This is a genomic window from Sphingomonas sp. CCH5-D11, assembly GCF_001557395.1.
GTDB lineage: Bacteria > Pseudomonadota > Alphaproteobacteria > Sphingomonadales > Sphingomonadaceae > Sphingomonas.
In genome coordinates, this window is the sequence record NZ_LSKH01000352.1 from 1 (window position 1) to 18,537 (window position 18,537).

23 protein-coding genes and 1 pseudogene are annotated in these 18,537 nt (G+C 65.6%); 19 read left to right on the forward strand and 5 right to left on the reverse strand.

Features of this window, described 5'->3' with window-relative positions; all coding sequences use genetic code 11:
* The 3 genes and pseudogenes from AX702_RS22735 to AX702_RS21025 all read left to right on the forward strand — a co-directional run.
* Positions 1-369, forward strand: a pseudogene (locus AX702_RS22735) (SDR family NAD(P)-dependent oxidoreductase); the annotation flags it as partial.
* A 47-nt stretch (positions 370-416) separates the two neighbouring features.
* Positions 417-1,208: an SDR family NAD(P)-dependent oxidoreductase gene (locus tag AX702_RS21020; protein ID WP_066782286.1), complete on the forward strand. Its 792-nt coding sequence runs from the start codon at positions 417-419 to the stop codon at positions 1,206-1,208.
* 261 nt (positions 1,209-1,469) lie between these two features.
* The gene (locus AX702_RS21025; protein ID WP_066782287.1) at positions 1,470-2,114 is read left to right on the forward strand and encodes a recombinase family protein; all 645 of its coding nucleotides are present in this window, start codon (positions 1,470-1,472) and stop codon (positions 2,112-2,114) included.
* Between the two features lie 23 nt (positions 2,115-2,137).
* On the opposite strand, the gene AX702_RS21030 is transcribed toward AX702_RS21025, so the two are convergent.
* From AX702_RS21030 to AX702_RS21050, 5 genes are all read right to left on the reverse strand, one after another.
* Complete coding sequence (locus AX702_RS21030) at positions 2,138-3,508, reverse strand: transposase (protein WP_205499305.1); 1,371 nt, start codon at positions 3,506-3,508, stop codon at positions 2,138-2,140.
* Between the two features lie 122 nt (positions 3,509-3,630).
* A complete protein-coding gene (locus AX702_RS21035) occupies positions 3,631-4,515 on the reverse strand; it encodes a GGDEF domain-containing protein (RefSeq protein WP_066782289.1) in 885 nt (294 codons plus the stop codon).
* Positions 4,493-4,777, reverse strand: a complete 285-nt coding sequence (locus tag AX702_RS21040; protein ID WP_066782290.1) for a hypothetical protein — start codon at positions 4,775-4,777, stop codon at positions 4,493-4,495. The genes AX702_RS21035 and AX702_RS21040 overlap by 23 nt, the downstream gene beginning before the upstream one ends.
* A 140-nt stretch (positions 4,778-4,917) precedes the next feature.
* Complete coding sequence (locus AX702_RS21045; protein ID WP_066782291.1) at positions 4,918-5,250, reverse strand: helix-turn-helix domain-containing protein; 333 nt, start codon at positions 5,248-5,250, stop codon at positions 4,918-4,920.
* Between the two features lie 138 nt (positions 5,251-5,388).
* The gene (locus tag AX702_RS21050) at positions 5,389-5,886 is read right to left on the reverse strand and encodes a hypothetical protein (RefSeq protein ID WP_156455624.1); all 498 of its coding nucleotides are present in this window, start codon (positions 5,884-5,886) and stop codon (positions 5,389-5,391) included.
* Positions 5,887-6,117: 231 nt separating this feature from the next.
* Between AX702_RS21050 and AX702_RS21055 the strand changes: the two genes are divergently transcribed.
* The 16 genes from AX702_RS21055 (at position 6,118) to trbC (ending at position 18,365) form a co-directional block, all read left to right on the forward strand.
* Complete coding sequence (locus AX702_RS21055; RefSeq protein ID WP_371262956.1) at positions 6,118-6,372, forward strand: hypothetical protein; 255 nt, start codon at positions 6,118-6,120, stop codon at positions 6,370-6,372.
* A 40-nt stretch (positions 6,373-6,412) separates the two neighbouring features.
* Entirely contained in the window at positions 6,413-6,697 is a 285-nt protein-coding gene (gene traL, locus AX702_RS21060) for a type IV conjugative transfer system protein TraL (protein WP_007406330.1), read from the forward strand.
* On the forward strand, positions 6,698-7,285 hold the full coding sequence (locus AX702_RS21065) for a type IV conjugative transfer system protein TraE (protein WP_007406332.1): 588 nt from the start codon (positions 6,698-6,700) through the stop codon (positions 7,283-7,285).
* A gap of 86 nt (positions 7,286-7,371) precedes the next feature.
* Positions 7,372-8,094, forward strand: coding sequence for a type-F conjugative transfer system secretin TraK (locus AX702_RS21070; protein ID WP_443026318.1), 723 nt, complete (start codon positions 7,372-7,374; stop codon positions 8,092-8,094).
* Complete coding sequence (locus tag AX702_RS21075) at positions 8,091-9,413, forward strand: TraB/VirB10 family protein (protein WP_007406327.1); 1,323 nt, start codon at positions 8,091-8,093, stop codon at positions 9,411-9,413. The genes AX702_RS21070 and AX702_RS21075 overlap by 4 nt, the downstream gene beginning before the upstream one ends.
* Positions 9,414-9,433: 20 nt before the next feature.
* Positions 9,434-10,246: a DsbC family protein gene (locus tag AX702_RS21080; RefSeq protein ID WP_066760155.1), complete on the forward strand. Its 813-nt coding sequence runs from the start codon at positions 9,434-9,436 to the stop codon at positions 10,244-10,246.
* The gene (locus tag AX702_RS21085; protein WP_010409254.1) at positions 10,243-11,028 is read left to right on the forward strand and encodes a conjugation transfer protein; all 786 of its coding nucleotides are present in this window, start codon (positions 10,243-10,245) and stop codon (positions 11,026-11,028) included. Before AX702_RS21080 ends, AX702_RS21085 begins: the two co-directional genes overlap by 4 nt.
* 5 nt (positions 11,029-11,033) lie before the next feature.
* Complete coding sequence (gene traC / locus AX702_RS21090; RefSeq protein ID WP_007406319.1) at positions 11,034-13,598, forward strand: type IV secretion system protein TraC; 2,565 nt, start codon at positions 11,034-11,036, stop codon at positions 13,596-13,598.
* Positions 13,595-13,969, forward strand: a complete 375-nt coding sequence (locus tag AX702_RS21095) for a hypothetical protein (protein WP_024310622.1) — start codon at positions 13,595-13,597, stop codon at positions 13,967-13,969. Before traC ends, AX702_RS21095 begins: the two co-directional genes overlap by 4 nt.
* Positions 13,962-14,642, forward strand: a complete 681-nt coding sequence (locus tag AX702_RS21100) for a TrbI F-type domain-containing protein (RefSeq protein ID WP_024310621.1) — start codon at positions 13,962-13,964, stop codon at positions 14,640-14,642. Before AX702_RS21095 ends, AX702_RS21100 begins: the two co-directional genes overlap by 8 nt.
* Positions 14,626-15,219 carry a S26 family signal peptidase gene (locus AX702_RS21105; RefSeq protein ID WP_024310620.1) on the forward strand — a complete coding sequence of 198 codons (594 nt, stop codon included), beginning with the start codon at positions 14,626-14,628 and terminating at the stop codon, positions 15,217-15,219. Before AX702_RS21100 ends, AX702_RS21105 begins: the two co-directional genes overlap by 17 nt.
* The gene (gene traW, locus AX702_RS21110; RefSeq protein ID WP_066760152.1) at positions 15,216-15,875 is read left to right on the forward strand and encodes a type-F conjugative transfer system protein TraW; all 660 of its coding nucleotides are present in this window, start codon (positions 15,216-15,218) and stop codon (positions 15,873-15,875) included. The genes AX702_RS21105 and traW overlap by 4 nt, the downstream gene beginning before the upstream one ends.
* Positions 15,872-16,159: a hypothetical protein gene (locus tag AX702_RS21115; protein WP_007406328.1), complete on the forward strand. Its 288-nt coding sequence runs from the start codon at positions 15,872-15,874 to the stop codon at positions 16,157-16,159. The genes traW and AX702_RS21115 overlap by 4 nt, the downstream gene beginning before the upstream one ends.
* A complete protein-coding gene (locus tag AX702_RS21120; RefSeq protein ID WP_007406338.1) occupies positions 16,156-16,602 on the forward strand; it encodes a hypothetical protein in 447 nt (148 codons plus the stop codon). The genes AX702_RS21115 and AX702_RS21120 overlap by 4 nt, the downstream gene beginning before the upstream one ends.
* A complete protein-coding gene (gene traU / locus AX702_RS21125) occupies positions 16,599-17,612 on the forward strand; it encodes a conjugal transfer pilus assembly protein TraU (protein WP_024310618.1) in 1,014 nt (337 codons plus the stop codon). Before AX702_RS21120 ends, traU begins: the two co-directional genes overlap by 4 nt.
* Positions 17,613-17,621: 9 nt before the next feature.
* Positions 17,622-18,365 carry a type-F conjugative transfer system pilin assembly protein TrbC gene (gene trbC / locus AX702_RS21130; protein WP_024310617.1) on the forward strand — a complete coding sequence of 248 codons (744 nt, stop codon included), beginning with the start codon at positions 17,622-17,624 and terminating at the stop codon, positions 18,363-18,365.
* Positions 18,366-18,537 lie beyond the last annotated feature (172 nt).

Consider the following 18,537-nt stretch of genomic DNA (forward strand, 5'->3'; position numbering starts at 1 on the left):
CGCCTGTCGCTCGCGACCCGCGCCGATTATGCCCAAGCCGCAGCCATCGTGCTGACCAGCGACGGCCATGAGGGCAAGACCTATGAGCTGGCCGGTGACGACGCGGTGACGCTCGCCGACCTTGCCGCCGAGATCTCACGCCAGACGGGTCGCAACATCCCGTACCGTGATCTGCCGCAGGCAGATTACGCCGCGATCCTGAAGCAGGTGGGCCTGCCCGAGGGCTTCGCCGAGGGACTTGCGGCATGGGACGTCGATGCCTCGAACGGTGCGCTGTTCGATGACGGCCACCAGCTCTCGAAGCTGATCGGACGTCCGACGACGCCACTAGCCGATGCGGTGCAGGCGCAACTGGCCGCGCAGGGCTGACGTTACGGACAACTCCGACCGATAACGACCATCCCTGGAGATAGCGCATGAACATCGACCTTTCCGGCAAGACGGCGCTCGTGACCGGCTCGACCGCCGGCATCGGCTTTGCGATCGCGAAGGGGTTGGCGGCAGCCGGGGCGATCGTCGTCCTGAACGGGCGCGACGAGAGCCGCACCCAGGCGGCGGTGGCCGAGCTAAAGCGTGAGGTCGGGGATGCCGATGTGCGCGGTGTGGCCGGAGACGTCGGCACAGAAGCCGGATGTGATGCCATCGTATCCGCGCTTCCGGAGGTCGACATCCTGGTCAACAATGCCGGCATCTTCGGCCCGCAGGACTTTTTCGAGACACTCGATGAGGAATGGGAGCGCTTCTTCCGGGTCAACGTGTTGTCGGGCGTACGCCTGTCCCGGGCCTATCTCCCGGGGATGCGGGACAAAGGCTGGGGTCGGGTGCTGTTCCTGTCCTCGGAATCCGGCCTAAACATCCCGGCGGACATGATCCACTACGGCGTGACCAAAACGGCCGACCTTGCCTTGTCGCGTGGGCTGGCCAAGCGCATGGCGGGCACGGGCGTGACGGTGAACGCCATTCTTCCCGGTCCAACGTTGTCGGAGGGCGTGACCGAGATGCTGGCGGACGCGGTCGCATCGGGCAAATCGTTGGAAGAGGCCGGCGCCGATTTCGTCAGGGCGCACCGACCGTCCTCGATTATTCGGCGTGCTGCCACGGTCGGGGAAGTCGCCAACCTGTGCGTCTATATCGCCTCTCCGCAGGCGTCCGCGACCACCGGTGCGGCGCTACGCGTTGACGGCGGTGTGGTGGATACGATCGCCTGACTTTCAGTTTGTCCCATCCCGATTGGAAAGGGCGGCCAACACGACCAATGCGCGAGTTGCACGACAGACGGCAAGGCGGGTGCCGTTTCCCGAACTGCTTGTCGAGCGTGGCAAAACGGAAAGCCAGACCGCCAGAAAAACGACCGGTTTTCTGGCGGTTGCTGATTTTGCCTCGTCAACGCATTCCACCAATCGGAAAACCCGTTGCGGAAACCACTGGCATATTGCAGGCTGTCGGATGTCTTTTCTGGCGGGGTAACAATGCTCATTGGATATATGAGGGTGTCCAAAGCTGACGGGTCACAGACGCTGGCACCCCAGCGCGATGCGTTGCTCTTGGCCGGCGTCGATCCCTCGCGGATTTACGAAGACCTTGCGTCGGGGCGGCACGACGCCCGCCCCGGTCTAACCGCGTGCCTGAAGGCACTGCAACCCGGCAACACACTGGTCCTCTGGAAGCTCGATCGCCTTGGGCGCGATCTTCGCCATCTGGTCGTCACGGCCGAGGCGCTGCGCGAACGCGGCATCGGCCTGAAGGTGCTGGCGGGTGCCGGCGCGCAGATCGACACCACGACCGCCAACGGTCGCCTCGCCTTCGGCATCTTCGCAGCGTTCGCCGAGTTCGAGCGCGAGCTCATCGCCGAGCGGACACAGGCGGGACTTGCCGCGGCACGGGCACGGGGACGGATGGGCGGTCGGCCTCGCAAGATGGACAAGGCCACCCTCGCGATGGCGATGGCTGCAATGTCCGATCGCAACGCAGTCGCAGCCGATGTCGCGCGCCGCCTCGGCATGACGACCACGACACTCTATATGTACGTGAATGGTGACGGCACGCCCAAGGCGCCCGGCCAGGCGCTGCTCGATGGCGTGCCGTACCGCAAAGAACGACTGCGCGCCGCGTGACCGTGCGCAAAGCCCATCAGCGATCAGGCATATCGTCGCGGTGGCGAGACGATCACATCATGCTCGATCGACCGGGCCGATATGGCCGCCGGGGTCAACGCTGCTGGAATGCACCTGCCTCGTCTGGGCTTGTCGGTCAGACGCTGTGGTCGCGCCAGGATCATCAGGTTCATCACGGCCGCGCCAATCAGGAATTCCTCCTCCGCTCCGCGGATGCCACGCAGGTGAAGTCGCCGCATGCCATGCTTGCCTTTGGCGTCGGCGAAGAACCGCTCGACCCCGCGCCGCAATCGCATGGATCGCTTGAAGAGCCCGGTTTCCAGTTCGGCCCTAGCGAGATCCCGGGCGTCCTCATTGTCGAGACGAACCAGTGTGCGACGACGGGCCTTCGTGCATGTCTTCCGAAGCACGCAGCCTTCGCAGTCCCGTGCATCGGCAGCATAGCGGTGTACGCCAGTGCGCAGGTGGAAGGTGTAGTGCCGGAGCGTCTTGCCGATCGGACAGGTGAAGCTGTCGGTGTCGCGATCATAGCTGAATGCCGTTCGCGGCAGCTTGCCCTTCGTCTGCTGCGTGCGGTCGATCACCGGGATGTGCGGGATCGCGCCTTGGTCGCGTACGAAACCGAGGAAGCCGGCGCTGCCATAGGCCTTGTCTGCAGCAATCCGCTTGGGGTGATAGTCAAAGCGATCGGCGGCTCGTCCGAGCATGACACGGCCGGCATCGACCTCCTCGGCAAAGCGCGCCGGCGTCGCTTCGACGTCGAGCGCGACGCCGCTCGGCGTGTCGACCAGCGCATTCAGTGCATAGCCGAACCGCGCGCGCCCCGGGCGTGCCGACCAGGCTGCGGCGGGATCGGTTCGCGATACACCCTCGAAATCCTTCGAGCCGCCAGGTTTTGTGCTGATACTACCCTGATCGGCCAGCCACTCCCGGACAGGACGACCGGCGTTCGCTACGTAGGGCAAATAGCCAGGTACGGTCTTGCGCTGCCAGCACGCATCAGCCTCGATGAACGAGGCATCAATCGCGGCGTCCTTGCCTCCGACCAAGCCCTTTCCGATGCAGCGGCGAACCGTGGCCTCGAACAGCTGCCGGAAGACGCCGGCATCGCGAAAGCGTCCGTGCCGGTTTTTGCTGAAGGTCGAGTGGTGCGGAACCTTGTCCCCCGGCGTGAGACGGCAGAACCAGCGATAGGCGAGATTGTAGCGCAGCTCCTCGCACAGACGCCGCTCGGACGTGATCGCGTAGATGCGGCCGATCAGGGTCATGCGGATGAGGAGTTCGGGGTCGATCGAAGGCCGACCTCGCGCGCTGTAATGATCAGCCAGCGCTTCTCTCAGCTCGCCCGTATCGAGACATTGATCGATACGACGCAACAGGTGGTTTGCGGGCAACAAGGCTTCTATGGTGCGACCGGACGCCCCTTCCCGCCCACCGCGACAGGCTGGTCCCATCATAGCGGCGCTCCTCACGGTAGGAGTGAAACGAAGGAGCACCCCGGCATGTCCGGTATTTTTCAACAGGCCCGATCCTCTGAGACAGCGTTGGGGGCGAGTACGAGCCCCGCCGAGCATGTCACCTCGCCGATCGGCGTCTCATTCTCGACGCGTTGCAGCTTTCGCCTCGAGAATGCCTTGCGGGCTGCGTTCAGCATATCGCGGGCGGCTTCGTGGTCGCAGTTGTCGAACACGATGGCGATCCGCTTTGCCTCCCAGCGGCCGACCCGGTGCGGCATGCAATGATCCCGCAATGTCTGGCCCAGCGCGCGCAGGACCCGCTCGACGACGCCGATCCCATGAGTCGCCCCGATCGAGGTGACTTGATCGAGCGCAACCAGCGCAAGAAGGGTAGGGCCTTCCCGCCCGAGTGCAGCGGTGAGCACCGACTCGATCGCGATGCGGTTGAGGAGCGAGGTAGCAGGATCGATGTCAGTATCGACGCCCAGCGAGCGTAGGCGCTCGCGGACTAGGGCCGTCTGAAGGCTCATCTGCTTCAACCGCTCTTCGGCGCGCTCTGCCTGGGCGGTCATGCGCGCGACCGCGCTATGGATGCTTCCGTCGGCGGAGACCAGCTCGGCCGCGGTCAGCGTCAGGGTCTTCACGAAGGCATTTGCCTCCTGGGCAGTTGCACCGATGATGTGCATGACCTCTGTTGAGAGCTCGCCGATCGTCGTCGCGGTGCCATGGAGATCCGCTGGTGCCGAAATCGCTCGCACGTCTTCCTGTCGGAGGCGATAACCGCCGTCGATCAGATTGGCGACGGCCATGAAATGGGCCTCGTCAGCACCTTCGAAATAGGTGTGAGCGAAGCCGTAATTCTCGGGGCTGTGCGGCAGTCGATGCTCGTCGAGAAAATCGACAATGGCATGACCCGACTCGTCAGCTGGTGGCCTTTGCCGCATGTCCGTGGTCCGCTGTCTCGTGGTTTGAAGCCTCGGGTTCGGCCAGCGATGGTGGCGAACGGAAGCCCTCTGGCCCTAGAAATTCGTATTTGAGATATCGATCGGAGTCGATGCGCTCGAAAACCGCGTTGATGACAGCTTCCCTGGAGCCGAGGCCCAGACGATCCTGAAGTCGCTCTGCGATCGCTAATGCTACGGGCGACAGCGCCACGGTCGACCGCCGGTACCCCGCATTGTCTTCCCGCTCCTTTTTCAGGCGCATGGACCGCGTGCTTTTTTTGATCTCGGATGGGTCGCTGGGCATAAGCAAGCGTCATTCTGCCACTCGGACGCTTAGCGCAAGGTGATGTGACGGTAAGACGGGGCGGTACATTTCGAGACTGGTAGTGTCGACGACCGACTTCAGCCGGTCAGCCCAGTTCGACCGATGCCGCGTTCGGAGCCAGTCACTATCTCGGGGATGTCGGGATCGGAAAGGATTGCCGAGAAATACTCGAGGCTTTCGGTAACTGCGGTCGCGAACCTCGGGCTGTAGTACACCATCGGCTCGTGAAGGATGTCGACGGCGATATAGGCGCGGACAGGGTCGATCTGCAGGATATCAACAAACTGGTCGATCAGTCGCCCTGTGAAGGGCGTTTGGCCGGCTCGGATTTTGTTGACGAGGCTAAGGCTCTTGCCGAGGCGGCGAGCCATTTCGGCATTTGTCACTTTCTTCAGACGCCACTCAGCCATGAACAACGCGTGAAGACGTTGTTGCCGATCTTCGCAGACTGAAGCCTTTGTAGACTGGTGGTACATACTGCGACCCCCGTTAGGGGTCTAATACGCATCTATCCGTTCACGTTGTCAACCACCGCCACGCAGCGCGATTCATGACCTCTCCGTAAATGTTCCATGAAATGCGGCGAGTAGCCCGATAATGAAGGTGAGCCGAATTGGCGCAAGCGATCCGGATGCGTCGCCAGCATGGGCACGCGCGCGCTGAAACAGGTCATTCTGGTGCATCTGAATGCGTAACGTGACCCGAATCGGACCGGGGATGTCGGCATCTCGCGCCTCGTGAACAAAGGGGGCAGGATCACGGCAAACGACGAAATTCTCCAACCCCTTCATAGAGGTAGCGGAAACAGTCTCAAATCCGCATGTGGCCAATGAATGAATGCGCATCGCATCCACGGCGAGGCGGAACAGCGAGTGATCCACTTTGAAGGTATAAAGCGCCTGGGGCATATCGGACCGTACGACAAAGCGGCGGGTGTCGCCATCGGCCGCATAAAGCCGACCAGCTGCGGTACGATGCGTAACCGGATCTCCTCCGGCAAGGCGCATCAACAAATAGTGTAATTTTTTTACACTGATCCAAGTCATACCGCCTTAGAATCCGCAGTAGGCGGGGCGTTGTTCCGGGCGACCAAGATGTACTTGGCGCGAGACAAATAGTGTAATTTTTTTCCATCTTGCGGGAGTCAGTTTCTTCCTCCCTTTTAAGGGTGACGCAGCAATCCGCTTCGTCTTTCAAGGGGAAAGAGCATGTCTGCACTTTCAATGCCGAAGGGTGGCCAGATCAATGGCGTCCTTCTCGGCCTGGCGATCATCGCGATGGTGATGGTCCTGGGCGCGTCGGCGGCGTTCGCCGGCGCCGATACGACGTTCAATACCGCGCTGACGAAGTTCACGGACTTCCTCGAGGGCTCGGGCGGCAAGATCATCACCGTCATGAGCCTGGCCGGCGGCATCGTCGCGCTGGCGTCGGGCCGCTTCAGCCTCGGCCAGGTGGCCGTTCCCGTCGCCGTCGGTGTCGGCGCGGGCACGGGTATCCCGATCGTCACCTCGACCGTCACCGCGACGATCTGAGGCGTCGGCTGGATCAACCGCTGGGAGGGCGGCTTAGCTTATGGACCGGTACACCATCCCTTCGCATCTCGACGACCCGGAGCTGATCGGCTTCTGGACGCTGGACGAGTTCCTCGCGATGGCGATCCCCTTCATCTGGGGGATCCTGTCGCAGCACGTCGTGATCGGACTGATGGTCTCGTTGCTCGGCTGGTGGGGTTTTCGGAAACTCAAAGCCGGCAAGGCCACGTCGTGGATTCTCCACATGGCCTACTGGCACCTGCCGTCGAGTTTTACCGGGCTGAAGGCGACGCCGCCCTCCCACCTTCGCGTGATGGTGGGCTAAATGGATTATTCTGTCGGTCTCGCGCAGTCGCAGCGCGTCCTCAAGCAGCGCAACATGCTCGGCATCGTCGCGCTGGTCCTCGCGGGCCTCGTGGTGCTGCTGTTCCTAGTCGGCGCGACCCGTGACCGGGAGATCGTCCTGCAGCCGATCGTCCGCTCCCCGTTGACGCTCTCGTCGAGCGGGGTCAGCGAGCAGTATCTGGAGATGGTCACGCGCGACACCGCGCTGATGACGCTCAACCGCTCGCCCGAAAATCTCGAATACTGGATGGACTCGATCCTGGCGATCGCCACGCCGGAAGCACATGGTTCGCTCAAGCGCGACCTGATGAAGATCCTCAACGAGCAGCGCGGATCGAGCATCAGCCAGTATTTCACGCTCGCCGGCATGAAGGTCGATCCCGAGAAACTGACCTCGGAAGTGACCGGCACGCTGCACACCGTCGTCGGCTCGAAGTCGGTCACCGCCGAGCCGAAGACCTTCCGCTTCTATTGGGCGTATCGCGGCCTGACCCTCCAGCTCAAGGGCTTCGGGATGGTCACCAAGGCCGACAAGGACGCCGCGGCAACCATCGGAGACGACGCATGACCGCCTGGGTCGCAGTCGGGCTGATCGGGGGCGGGACCGCCTTCGCATCGCGCCTGTGTTCGCTATCGCGCCTGATCGGGGCGGGGATGATCGTGGCGGGCGGCGTGGTCCTCGCCGCGCCGGCCTTCGCCGACGAGCATGTGCTGGCAAAGGACAACAGCGAGGTCGCCTGCACGATGTCGAAGTCGGGGCTGACCCGCGTCAGCCTCAAGGACGATCGCTTCGCCAGCGTCTCGAAGCTGACCACCGGGGTCGATACCGACGATTTCACCGTGGTCAATGAACCGACCCGGGGCGACATCTATGTGTCGGTCCCGGAAGCCTATTCGCGGCCGAACGTGTCGTTCTTCGGCACGACGTCGAAGGGTTATGTGTACAAATTCTCGTGCCGGCTCGCCGGCGACGACGCGCAGCAGGTGTTCGTCGAGAACAAGGATATCGGTGGCGCCGCGGAAACGCAGGTCGCGGCCGTCGCGGCATCGCCGCAGGAGGCGTCCGCCACGCTGGTCCAGGCGATGTTCCAGTCCGCGCCGCTCGAAGGGTTCGAGGTCAGGCCCGCGGTCACCGACCCGGTGATGATTGGCTCGCTCAAGGTCCAGATGGTCGCCGAGTATCGCGGCGCCAGCCTCGCAGGCCGCACGCTCAGGATCGAGAACCGGGGCAAGGTTCCGGTCGCGCTGGGCGAGGGAACGATCGCACCGTCGAACGCGATCGCGGTCTCGGTCGCCAACCCCAACCTCAAGCCCGGTGAAGCCACCACCGCCTATATCGTCACGCCTTCGGGCCTCGCCAACGGAGTGCGGCCATGAGCCTCAAGGACATCTTCCAGCGTAACCGTGCCAAGCAGCTCGATACCGAGCCGGAGGAGGGCGGGGACAGCGAGCTGATGGCCGGCAACGATGCCGTCCGCAAGAAGCAGCTGCTCTACCTCGGCTGTGGTGGCGCCGTCGCGCTGGTGCTGGGCTCCTGGTACGTCATGGGCGACGATGCCAAGCTGAAGCCGGTCGGCACCGACGGGAAGGAGGTGAAGATCACCACCGACGACATGGTCAACCGGAACATGTCGCAGCGTGAATGGCAGGCCGCATCCGAAGCGCAGATGCAGTCGATCAACAATCAGCTGAAGGGCGTCGACGGCCAGCGCGCGCAGATGGAGCAGTTGCAGGCGCAGATCGCCGCGCTCCAGGGCGAGAAGCAGTCGATGGCGAGCGATGGCCAGCGGGTCATGAGCGCCTATCAGCAGGAGAACGACCAGCTTCGCCAGCAGATCGCGCAGCGTAACGCCGCGCCGGCCGCGCCGGCTCCGACGCAGATGTATGGCCCCGGCCAGCCCAATTACCGCACTCCCGGCGCGCCGATGACGGCGGGCGAGGCGGCAGCGGCTGCGGTGTCGCAGTCGCGCTCGATCAAGCTGGTGTCGTTCGAGGGCGGCCCCTCGGGCACCGCGACTCGGATCTCGGGTGGCACGACCAGCTACACCGACAGCCCCAATTACCTGCCGCCCAACTCGATCGCGAAGGCGAAGGTCATCGTCGGCGTCGACGCCTCGGCGGGGGTGCAGTCGCAGACCGATCCGCTGCCGGTGATCCTGCGCATCACCGGCCCGGCGCGCTCGGTCTACCAGAACGGCAAGCTGCTCACGACGCGGATCGAAGGCTGCGTCATCAACGGCGCGGCGCGCGGCGATCTCTCTTCCGAGAAGGTCTATGTGAAGCTGCAGCGGATGACCTGTCCGCAGGCCAATGGCCGGTTCGCGGTGTCGGACGTGAAGGGCTTCATCAGCTTCGCCGGCAAGACCGGCGTGCGCGGCCGTGTCGTCAGTCGCGAGGGCTCGTTGGCGATGCAAGCTTTCTTTGCCGGGCTTGTAGGTGGTGCAGGCAATGCGCTGAACACTGCCTTCAACCAGCCACTCGCAACCTTCGAGACAGACGGCAAAGGAGGGATCAATCGCACCCCGAGCATCGGCAACGTCGGTTTGCGCGCTTTGGGCGGCGGCGCCGACGAGAGCGGTCGAACAGTTTCCAAATACCTGATCGAGCGCGCCGAACAGTACCAGCCCATCATCGAGATGCCGACCGGCATCGATGTCGAGATCGTCTTCCTCGAAGGCGTCTTCATCCAGAACTGAGCCCGGAAGGAGGCGGTCACATGGCAAATACTATCATGATCGGCGCGATGGCGGGGGCGGCGATGCTGCTGACCGGCTCGGCCGAAGCGCCGATCGGCGCGCAGGTCCAGGTCGCGCTGCAGAAGCGGCTTCCCAAGACCAAGGTCGATGCGATCGACTGCTCCAAGGTCGACGGGCTGTGCGAGGTCGTGGCGGGTGCGAACCTGTTCTACGTCGACAAGTCGGCGCGCTATCTCGTCATCGGCCGCGTCTATGACATGGAGACGCGGCAGGATCTGACCGCCGCCAAGCTGCTCGCGCTCAATCCCGATATGCTGGTGGGCGGCGCGGCAAAGGCCAATGCCACGGCCGATGCGCCCGAGGCCGGCGCGGCGAGGGCGGGTGCGCGCGTCACGACCCAGCCCGCTGTCGCCCGCACGCTCGATGTGTCGCGGCTGTCGAGCAAGGGCGCGATCACCTGGGGATCGGGTACGCAGACGGTCACCGTCTTCTCGGACTTCCACTGCGGCTACTGCCGCGCGCTCAGTCAGGCGCTCGAGACGATGAACGTGCGCGTGATCGAGCGACCGATCTCGGTGCTGGGAAGCCGCGAGATCGCCGACCAGGTGCTGTGCGCCCGCGATCATCATGCGGCGGTCCGCGCGGCCTATGCGCAGAACCCGGTCCCGGCAGGCGCGAAGTGCGACACCAGCGGTCTCGATGAGAACGAGGCGTTCGCCAGGGCGCACGGCATCAACGGAACGCCCGTCATCGTCCGCTCCGACGGGGCGGTGATCGAGGGCTTCAAGCCCAAGGCCCAGCTCGTCGAATGGTTGAAGGGAGCCAAGTCGTGACCCGATCCGTGATCCGCCTGCCGGCCTGCCCGGTTTCCGACTATCGCCCGCACGCCCGCGCGAAGCGTATTGCGGCGCTGGCGACGACCGCGAGCCTGGGACTGCTCGCCAGCTGCACCACGCTGGGGACCAACATCTCGGGCAAGTTCGCGTGCGGCGCGCCCGAGGGCGGCAGCTGCTCGCCGGCGACCGTCATCGATGACAAGGCGCTGGCCGAGATCACCGGCGACAGCGGCTATCATCCGGCAGGCCCGTACCAGGCACCCGCGCGCAACAGCGGGGGAACGCAGCGGATCGCCTATGCCTCGACGCCGGTGCCGGCGCAGGCGGCGGGGGTCGGGCCGCAGAAGGTGTTGCGGATCGTGTTCCCCTCGCATGTCGACGCGGCTGGGCGCTTCCACGAGACCGCGGTCGTGCAGGCGGTGGTCGACAACGGCCAGTGGCTGGCGGCGACCGACGGCCACGGTTCGGCGCTTGCCGCGACGCAGACGCTCAACGTCAGCCCCGAGATCCTCTCGCAGCTCGGCGCGCCGATCGCCGCGCTTCCCCCGGTGCCCGCCGAGGTCGCGCAGGTCGCCGCCCCGGCAGCGGCCGCAGGTGCGGCGAGCGCGGTCGGCGCACCAAGTGCGGCAGCGGTCGCGGCCGCGCGGGCCAGGGCGCGCGACGCGGCTGCTGGCAAGGGTGTGCCGATCGCCGCGACGCAGAAGCCGGCTTCGCCCGAACTCGCGTCGAGCACGCCGGGTAACCGCCCAGCGACCTTCTCGCCGCGCGTGGAGGACTGATCGTCATGGCGAAGACCGGCTTCATAGCCCGCCTGCTCGGCGATACGCGCGCACCCGACCAGGGAACACCCTCGCATGGCGCGCCGATGCTGTCGCAGTGGCTGCCGTATCGCAGCTACGACGCGCGGCACGACCTGTTCTACCAGACCGACAGCATCGCGTTCGCGCTGGAACTCGCGCCGCTCATGGGTGCGGACGAGCGCACCGGGGAGATCATCGCGCAGATGCTGTCCGAGAGCGTCCCGCCCAGCGCGCGGGTCCAGCTGCTCGCATTCCAGAGCCCGCGTGTGGGCGCGCTGATCGCGCAATATGCGCTGCCGCGCTACAAGGCGGGCGGCATCCATCGCAAGATCGCCGAGCGGCGGTCGGCGTTCCTGCGTCACGGCGCATGGGTATCGATGTCGAAGGACGGACCGTTCCACGTCCGCAACCATCGCATCTTCCTGTCGGTCTCGATCCGTAGCGGGAAGGCGACACCGGAGGAGCTGACCGGCGTCCGCGACAGCATCGTCTCGACGCTGCAGTCGATCGACATGCCGGCAACCCGGCTGAAGCCGGTCGATCTGATCGCGCTGATCGACGACATCACCGCGCCGGCGTTCGACGTCTCCGACCACGTCTCGGAATATTCAGAACTCGATCCGATCGCCGACCAATGCGTGCGGCGCGACGTCCAGACCGTCGTCCAGGCCGACCGCCTGCTGGTATCGGTCGAGCCGCTGCGCGCGGTGACGAACCTGTCGGGCGAGACGCAGTATCAGGAGATCCGGCCCGACACGTTCGACTATCGCTTCTTCTCGGTCAGGAACCTGCCGAACCGCTGGGCGCCGTGGGACGTGCAGAAGCTGATCGGCGACATGTTCTCCGACAAGCTGCGCCCGGGGTGCCCGACTCTCACGTCGCTATGCCTGTGCTACCAGGACGAACAGGCCGCTTCGTCGAAGGCGGGCTACAAGTTCATGCGCACGTCGAGCCTCGCCGATTCGAAGTCGGCGCGGCTGCTCCCGCAGCTGAAGGACCAGAGCCGCGAATGGGAGCATGTCACCCAGGAGCTGCGCCTCGGCAAGAAGCTGGTGCAGGCCTATTATGCGGTCGGCATCATCAGCCCTAAGGGGCAGGGGGACGCCAACGAGCGCACCGTCAAGTCGATGTACAAGGCGGCCGGGTGGGACCTGCTCGACGAGCGGTTCCTGCAGATCATGGCGTTCATGTCGTGCCTGCCGATGACGCTGGGCAACGGGCTCGACAGCGACCTCAAGCGCATGAAGCGGCTGCGCACGATGCTGACCTCGACCGCGGCGAACATGCTGCCGATCCAGGGCGAGTATCTCGGCGGGCATCTGCCGCACCTCATGTTCATCGGGCGGCGCGGCCAGCCCTTCTTCTGGTCGCCGTTCGAGAACAAGGCCGGCAACCACAATGTCGCGGTGTTCGGCAAGTCCGGCTCGGGCAAGTCGGTCGCGCTGCAGGAGCTGTGCGCGGCGTTCGCCGGCGTGGGCGCCAAGATCATCGTGATCGATGACGGCCGCTCGTTCGAGCATATGGCCAAGAGCCTGGGCGGCAACTTCGTCGAGTTTCGCCTGCGCGACGGGTTCAGCCTCAATCCGTTCTCGATGATCGACGAGACGCTGGTGGCGCAGGACGAGGATTATCTCGTCGACGCGCTGGCGATGCTCAAGTCGATCATCGGGCAGATGGGCCGTCACATCGACAAGCTCAACGACACCGAGCGCGGTCTGATCGATCGTGCGGTCAACCAGGTGTGGGAGGCCAAGGGCAGGGGAGGGTGCGTCGACGACGTGATCGAGGCGCTCGGCTCCGACGGCTCTGTGCAGGGGACGGATCTCGCGATCGCGATGTTCCCGTTCTCGGGAAAGGGCACCTACGGCAGCTTCTTCACCGGTGAGGCGTCGGTGGACATGTCGAACGCGCTGACGGTGTTCGAACTCTCGGACCTGTCGAGCCGCGAGGAACTGCGCTCGGTCGTGCTGACCGCGATCATGTTCATGTCGTCGCAGACGATGCGCCGGATGGACCGCCAGATCCCCAAGGCGCTGCTGATCGACGAGGCGTGGCAGATGCTGCGCGGCGGGTCGATGGCCGATTTCGTCGAGACCTACAGCCGAACCTGCCGCAAATATGGCGCCTCGCTCATCACCGCGACGCAGAGCCTCAACGACTATTACAAGTCGGAAGGGAGCCTCGCGGCGCTGGAGAACTCCGACTGGTCGGTCATCCTGATGCAGAAGCCCGACACGATCTCGGACTTCCAGAAGCACGGCCGCTTCGACATGGACCCCTACACCGAAAGCCTGCTGCGTTCGCTGAAGCGCAACGGCGCGGAATATTCCGACATCCTCATCAAGGGGCCGGAATCGATGGCGGTCGGGCGGCTCGTCCTCGATAAATATTCGGCGACGCTCTATTCCTCCAGCCCGCAGACCTTCGCCGATATCGAGCATCTGATCGACCTCGGCTGTTCGATGGACGAGGCGATCGAACGCGTCGCCTTCCCCGAGGAATATCGCGACAATCCTCCGGGCGAGCCCTGGGTGGAGGCGGCGGAATGAACGCCTTCACCCACGAGCGCGACTGGCGTACGCCGACCGCGACCGACTGGAAACGCACGGGCACGCGCGCGATCGGCGACGCCTGCTACATCCTGTTGCGGGTGTCGGGCTGGATGGCGATGACGCTGCTCGCGACCTTCGGCGTCGCGATCCTGTTCTTCCTGATGCTAGGCGACTTCACCGCGCTCGGCTTCTTCTCGCAGGTCGCCAACCTCGGCACGCGCTTCGTCGCGGCCGACCAGGCACGCCGCGCGGCGTTCGGCGACCAGCTGTTCGTCGTGTGGCTGGTCGCGTTCGGCATCGTCGCCGTGACCCGCGTGCGCCTGCTCGGCGCGATCATCACTTCCACGAAAGGCCCCCGTCATGGTTGATGTTCTCGATCGTCCCGAGGTCGCGTCCGCGGCGGTGCAACCGTCCGCTCCGGCCCCGGCACCCCGCGACGACGCTGCCGGTGCGGCACCGCGCCGTCCGGTCGCGGACAAGGTGGATCGCCGCAAGCCGCAGGGCCTGCCCGTCATCGCCTATGTCGCGGTCGCGCTGGCGGTCGCGGTACTGCTCTGGGGGGCGTGGGTGACCAAGCATCTCCTTGCCCCGCCCGCGACCGTGCCGATGGCGAGCGTCCGGCTCGAAGGCATCGTCTCGGAATATGTCCAGGCGCAGAGCCACAGTAACGGCCAGCCCCAACAGGTGGCCGCGCAGACCCAGGCCTTCATGTCCGCGCTCGACGACGAGATGAAGAAGGTCGGCGCGAGCGGCACCACCGTCCTCGTCGGCGAGGCGGTCCTCTCGAAGAACGTCCCCGATATCACCGACCAGATCCGCCGCGCGGTCTTCGCGCGCGTGCCGCTCCCCGCGGCCGCGCCGAACACCCCGGCCGGTCCCGCGGTCGGTGCGATGCTTCCCCAAGCCTCCGGGAACGTCGCGCCGGCCGCGCCAGGGGCGGCGGTCCCGACCGCTTCGCCGTTCGGGCCTGCGCCGGTCTCGCCGGTCGAGGCGACGGTCACCCAGTCCGCGCCGGGAGGGGTCGATGGCAGCGGCAACTGAGGCGCTGGCGCGGGTCGGTCATGCGGCTCCCACGGCGGTTGACGTCGCCGGGGACCGCGCGGCCCGCAAGGCGCTGATCGTCAAGCGGGTCCGCCAGTGGAGCGCGGTCGCGCTGCTCGGGATCGTGTGGGGCGGCTACAACTCGATCGCCGCGTGGCGCGAGACGCACGCCTTCATGATAAACGCCAGCGAGAGCCTCCCCAACTGGGCGTTCTTCATCCAGCGCGGCCGCGTGCCCGCCAAGGGCGACTATGTGTTCTTCGCGCCGCCCGAGGGCGAGCTGGTGCGCCGCCACTTCGGACCGGATTCGGGACCGTTCGGCAAGCGCGTGATCGGCGAGGCCGGGGCGCTGGTCGAGCATCGCGGGAAATGGGTCTATGTCGACGGCGTCCGCGTCGCGCACATGAAGCCGCGCTCGCGCTTCGGCGAGGTGCTGACGCCGGGACCGGTCGGGCGCGTTCCCGAGGGCTGCTATTATGTCGGCACCGCACACCCCGACGGGTTCGACAGCCGCTACGGCGAGATCGGCTTTGCCTGCGCGAAGCAGATCATCGGCACCGGGACGCCGATCCTGTGATCCGGCGCGCGGGCCTTTTCGGCGGAACCCTGGGCGTGGCGCTGGTCGCCTCGTCGTCCTGGCCGATCGTGCAGGGCGCGCTCGCAAAGGATCACGGCGTGATGGGCCAGACCTGGGCGATCGCCGAGCCGGATCTGCTGGCGACGATCGATATCCGGCTGAAGACGCTGCAGGCCAATGGCGGCATCGAGCGCATGCAGACGGCGCTGCGTGAAAAAACCGAGGAACGTGTCCGCAACCCGATCCCCGTCGCCGGCATCGGCGCGGTGCGCGAGAGCCGCAGCTGGACGTTCGACCCGACGATCGTGCTCGATCAGGACATCCAGGACCAGAAGGGCCGGCTCGTCGCGCGCGCCGGGCAGCGGGTCAATCCGCTGTCGTTCGTCGCGATGAAGACCGACCTCGTGTTTATCGACGGCCGCGACGATGCGCAGGTCGACTGGGCGCTGAAGCGGTGGACCGCGCAGAATGCCAAGATCATCTTCGTCGCCGGCTCGCCGTTCAACCGCATGGGCGAGAAGAAGCGCCGCTTCTTCTTCGACCAGCAGGGCAAGCTCACCAGCCATTTCGGGATCGCGCGCGTCCCCGCCGTGGTCGAACCGGCGGGCCAGGTGCTCAAGATCAGCGAGATCGAGATGTCGGGAGCGGGCGCATGATGTGGCTCGATATTCTCAGGACGCCGATGGCCGCGCCCGAGACGCCGGCCCTCAAGGCGATGCGGCTCGCGATCCTGTGGTCGGCGATCGGGCTGGCGATCGCCATCTGCGCGTTGCAGCCGCTGCGCGCGGTGCTCGGCGCCGGGGCAGGGGGCGCGCTTGCCGGACTGGTGCTGGCGCTGGTCGTGCTGGTGCCGGTGTATGTGATCGCCAAGAACCGGGCCGATAACGCTTTCCTTGACGCAAGCCTCGCGGCGCAGCCGGACGGGGAGGGCAGGGCATGACGACTGAGCGCATCAGCCTGATCGCGCGCTACGCGCTTCTGTGTGTCGCGGCAGTCGGCTTCGGGTGGACATATGTTCTCGCCATATTCGCGCTGTTCCCGGCCTGGATGTTCTTTCCCGTCGTCGCCTTGTCGATGGTCGTATCGATCGCGACCGTGGCGTTGCTCTCGAGCGTCCCTGCGCTGCTGTTCCTGTCCCGCGTGCATTGCGAGATCGAGTCCCTCGTACGAAGGCTTCTCGGGGGCCGTGCCGATCCGGTGACCGCCGCGTCGATCGGAAACGAAATCGATGTCGTCCTTGCCGAAAGCGGGCGGACGATATCGGTTGGCAAACGCCGTGCGCTGGTGCGCGCGCTGGCCGATCAGTCGATAAGCTTCGATGGACGCGACCGCGCCCGGATGGTGCCCCTGGTCATCGCTTTCTCCGAGGAGCCCGGCGCATGATCCGCCGCCTGCTCACCCTGCTCGGCATGATCGCCGCGTTCGCGCTGCTGCCGGCGCCGGCGAGCGCGCTCCCGGCCAACTGCACCGGCAAGTTCGTCAACCCGATCACCGACGTCTGCTGGTCGTGCCTGTTCCCGCTGTCGGTGGGCGGCGCGCACATCTGGCCGGGGAGCCGACCCGATACCAAGAACCCAAGCCTGCCGGTCTGTGCGTGCGGTTCGCCGATCCCGCGCATCGGCATCTCGATCGGCTTCTGGGAACCGGCGCGGCTCGTCGATGTGACCACCAAGCCGTGGTGCTTCCCGAATCTCGGCGGACTTCGCCTCAATCCGGGGCTCGATATCGGGCAGGGGCAGTATACCGGCCCGCTCATCAAGGGCGGCGCGACCCAGGCCAGCGCCAACTGGCAGGCGCATTATTACGTCTATCCCTTGCTCTACTGGATGGAGATCCTGACCGACTTCCTGTGTTTCGAACAGGCGTCGTTCGACGTCGCCTACATGACCGAGATCGATCCCTTGTGGAACGACGACGTGCTGACCACGCTCATCAACCCCGAGGTCGCACTGTTCAACAATCCGATCGCGGTCGCCGCCTGCGCGGCCGACTGCGTCGCGGCGAGCGCGAAGCTGCCGATCGACCCGATGTTCTGGTGCTCGGGCTGCAACGGCTCGATGTTCCCGATGAACGGCAACATCGCGGCGCACAATTCGCCGGTCCAGTCGTCGCGTCTCGCGGCCGAGCGGCTCCTGTTCAAGATGCACCGGCAGGGGCTGGCGTGGGGCACCGCGGGATCGAAGGCGCTCTGCAACAAGTACGTCATGCCGATCCTGAAGAAGTCGCAATACCGCATCCAGATGACCAATCCGACGCCCACGGTGAGCGGCAAATATGCCTGCTCGCCGATCGGCGCGACGACGCTCCCGCCCGACGCGGGCCGGGCCTTCCCCGTCAAGGGCGAGGACTTCGGCTACCTGCTCTGGCGCAAGCGCAACTGCTGCATGCTGTGAGGATCTGACATGAAGAAGTTCCTCCTTTCCGCGCTCGCCATCGCCTCGATCGGCACCGGCTGCGCCGTTCTCGCCCAGACCGTCGAGGGGCTCGATCTCGACGCGATCCGCGCGCGATCGGCCAAGTCCGAACAGGACGCGACCGCGCTCGTGAATGAGGTCGAGCGCCGCGGCGACGCGTTCCGCAAGGATGCGCAGACCGTGCAGGCGGTCGCGCTGGAACAGATGCGCACGATCGACAAGGCGAACCTGCCCAGGGGGCCGGCGGGCGCGGTCGACTTCGACGAGATGATCCAGGCCGCCTCGGCCAACCTCAAGGAGGCCCAAGGCACCGCGCCGCAGTTCATGGTGTTCGTGTCCACCTCGATGCCCGAACAGGCGCTGAAGCGGATCATCGCCGATACCTCGGCCGCTGGCGGCGTCGTGGTGTTCCGGGGCTTCCCCGGCAATTCGGGCAAGGCGTTCATCGCCGCGCTCTCCAAGGTGGTCGAGAAGGACCAGCAGTTCGCCTCGATCGGGATCGACCCGCGCCTGTTCCGCGCGTTCGACGTTACCGCGGTCCCGACGATGGTGGTCTCGTCGAGCGACTTCACGCCGTGCGACGGCCTCACCTGCAAGACGACGCCGCCTCCGTTCGACCGCATCGAAGGCAACGTCACAGTGCGCTACGCGCTGGAGACGTTCGCGGGCGAGAACGGACCGGGCGCTCTGGTCGCGCGGACCGCCCTCGCCAATCTCGGCCGGAATCCCTGAGCCGTGCGGGGGGGCCGCCTCCTGATCGGTCTCCTCGCGCCGGTCCTGGCAGCGCAGGCGCTCGCCCAGGCCCAGTCCACCCAGCAGGGCCAGCAGGGCCAGCAGGGCACCGGCGACTTCTACGGCCTGGGCGACTACACCTACTTCAGCGACACGACCCCCAAGCCCACCC

What these genes read in the sequence shown, in the direction of transcription:
- AX702_RS21020 (WP_066782286.1), top strand. Translation starts at nt 417, where the DNA reads ATGAACATCGACCTTTCCGGCAAGACGGCGCTCGTGACCGGCTCGACC.
- AX702_RS21025 (WP_066782287.1), top strand. Translation starts at nt 1,470, where the DNA reads ATGCTCATTGGATATATGAGGGTGTCCAAAGCTGACGGGTCACAGACG.
- AX702_RS21035 (WP_066782289.1), bottom strand. Translation starts at nt 4,515, where the DNA reads ATGCGGCAAAGGCCACCAGCTGACGAGTCGGGTCATGCCATTGTCGAT.
- AX702_RS21040 (WP_066782290.1), bottom strand. Translation starts at nt 4,777, where the DNA reads ATGCGCCTGAAAAAGGAGCGGGAAGACAATGCGGGGTACCGGCGGTCG.
- AX702_RS21045 (WP_066782291.1), bottom strand. Translation starts at nt 5,250, where the DNA reads ATGGCTGAGTGGCGTCTGAAGAAAGTGACAAATGCCGAAATGGCTCGC.
- AX702_RS21050 (WP_156455624.1), bottom strand. Translation starts at nt 5,886, where the DNA reads ATGACTTGGATCAGTGTAAAAAAATTACACTATTTGTTGATGCGCCTT.
- AX702_RS21055 (WP_371262956.1), top strand. Translation starts at nt 6,118, where the DNA reads ATGGTGATGGTCCTGGGCGCGTCGGCGGCGTTCGCCGGCGCCGATACG.
- traL (WP_007406330.1), top strand. Translation starts at nt 6,413, where the DNA reads ATGGACCGGTACACCATCCCTTCGCATCTCGACGACCCGGAGCTGATC.
- AX702_RS21065 (WP_007406332.1), top strand. Translation starts at nt 6,698, where the DNA reads ATGGATTATTCTGTCGGTCTCGCGCAGTCGCAGCGCGTCCTCAAGCAG.
- AX702_RS21070 (WP_443026318.1), top strand. Translation starts at nt 7,372, where the DNA reads ATGATCGTGGCGGGCGGCGTGGTCCTCGCCGCGCCGGCCTTCGCCGAC.
- AX702_RS21075 (WP_007406327.1), top strand. Translation starts at nt 8,091, where the DNA reads ATGAGCCTCAAGGACATCTTCCAGCGTAACCGTGCCAAGCAGCTCGAT.
- AX702_RS21080 (WP_066760155.1), top strand. Translation starts at nt 9,434, where the DNA reads ATGGCAAATACTATCATGATCGGCGCGATGGCGGGGGCGGCGATGCTG.
- traC (WP_007406319.1), top strand. Translation starts at nt 11,034, where the DNA reads ATGGCGAAGACCGGCTTCATAGCCCGCCTGCTCGGCGATACGCGCGCA.
- AX702_RS21095 (WP_024310622.1), top strand. Translation starts at nt 13,595, where the DNA reads ATGAACGCCTTCACCCACGAGCGCGACTGGCGTACGCCGACCGCGACC.
- AX702_RS21100 (WP_024310621.1), top strand. Translation starts at nt 13,962, where the DNA reads ATGGTTGATGTTCTCGATCGTCCCGAGGTCGCGTCCGCGGCGGTGCAA.
- AX702_RS21105 (WP_024310620.1), top strand. Translation starts at nt 14,626, where the DNA reads ATGGCAGCGGCAACTGAGGCGCTGGCGCGGGTCGGTCATGCGGCTCCC.
- AX702_RS21115 (WP_007406328.1), top strand. Translation starts at nt 15,872, where the DNA reads ATGATGTGGCTCGATATTCTCAGGACGCCGATGGCCGCGCCCGAGACG.
- AX702_RS21120 (WP_007406338.1), top strand. Translation starts at nt 16,156, where the DNA reads ATGACGACTGAGCGCATCAGCCTGATCGCGCGCTACGCGCTTCTGTGT.
- traU (WP_024310618.1), top strand. Translation starts at nt 16,599, where the DNA reads ATGATCCGCCGCCTGCTCACCCTGCTCGGCATGATCGCCGCGTTCGCG.
- trbC (WP_024310617.1), top strand. Translation starts at nt 17,622, where the DNA reads ATGAAGAAGTTCCTCCTTTCCGCGCTCGCCATCGCCTCGATCGGCACC.